The sequence below is a fragment of the Mycobacterium sp. SM3041 genome (genome assembly GCF_039668335.1).
Lineage (GTDB): Bacteria > Actinomycetota > Actinomycetes > Mycobacteriales > Mycobacteriaceae > Mycobacterium.
In genome coordinates this window covers 1-913 of the sequence record NZ_JAYXBQ010000040.1, presented here as the reverse complement: position 1 = coordinate 913, position 913 = coordinate 1, and the positions used below count along the sequence as shown (strand labels likewise).

General features: G+C 62.2%; 1 protein-coding gene. It reads right to left on the bottom strand.

Annotation, left to right across the window (positions count from 1 at the left end; all coding sequences use genetic code 11):
- Positions 1–913 (bottom strand): IS630 family transposase (locus VXD91_RS11230; protein WP_346415428.1); only part of this gene is annotated, 913 nt, incomplete at both ends.

Genomic DNA, 913 nt, shown 5'->3' with positions numbered 1-913 from the left:
GTTTTACGGGCGTGGGGCAGGATTTCGTCGGCGGTCTTGGTCCACACGAATGGGTGGCAACGTTGGTTCCAACCGTCGATGAATGCGCCGATGGCTGCGATGAGTTCTTTGACGCTGTCGAACGATCCCCGGCGGATCGCTTGGCGGGTGATGATCGAGAAGAACACTTCGACCATGTTCAGCCAGGAACCTGATGTCGGGGTGAAATGCAGTGTCACACGCGGATTCTTGGCTAGCCACGCGTTGATGTCCGCATGCTTGTGGGTGTGGTAGTTGTCGCACACCACATGTAGCCGGCGCCTCGGATACGCCCGGGCCACGGTCTTGAGGAAGTCGAGGAACTCGGCTTTGCCGTGACGTTCATAGCAGCGGTCGGTCACTTTCCCGGTCGCGATCTCCAGTGCCGCGAACAGGGTCGCGGTGCCGTTGCGCTGGTAGTCGTGTGTGGCCTTCTCTGGCAGACCCGGGCGCATCGGCAGGATCGGTTGGGTCCGGTTCAGTGCCTGAATCTGCGATTTTTCGTCTACGCACAAAACGATCGCTTTCTCGGGCGGGTTCAGATACAGCCCGACGACGTCACGAACTTTGGCTTCCAGTTCGGGGTCGGTGGAAAACTTGAACGTCTGGCGGCGCCACGGTTTGACCCCGTAGCGTCGCCACGCCCGGGCCACGGTGGCATCCCCGACGCCGAGGTACTTACCCAGCAGACGACTCGACCAGTGCGTCACCGCCAACGAATCCGGCGGCGGATCGAGTGTGGCCGCCAGGATCGCCGCGTCATCGACAGTCTTAGGTCGACCACTACGGGGTTCATCGTCCAGACCGTCAATGCCTAACGCGGCGAACCGATCCCGCCACTTGATCACCGTCGGCCGCGACACCCCCACCAGTCGGGCCGCTCCCGACGTGCCCG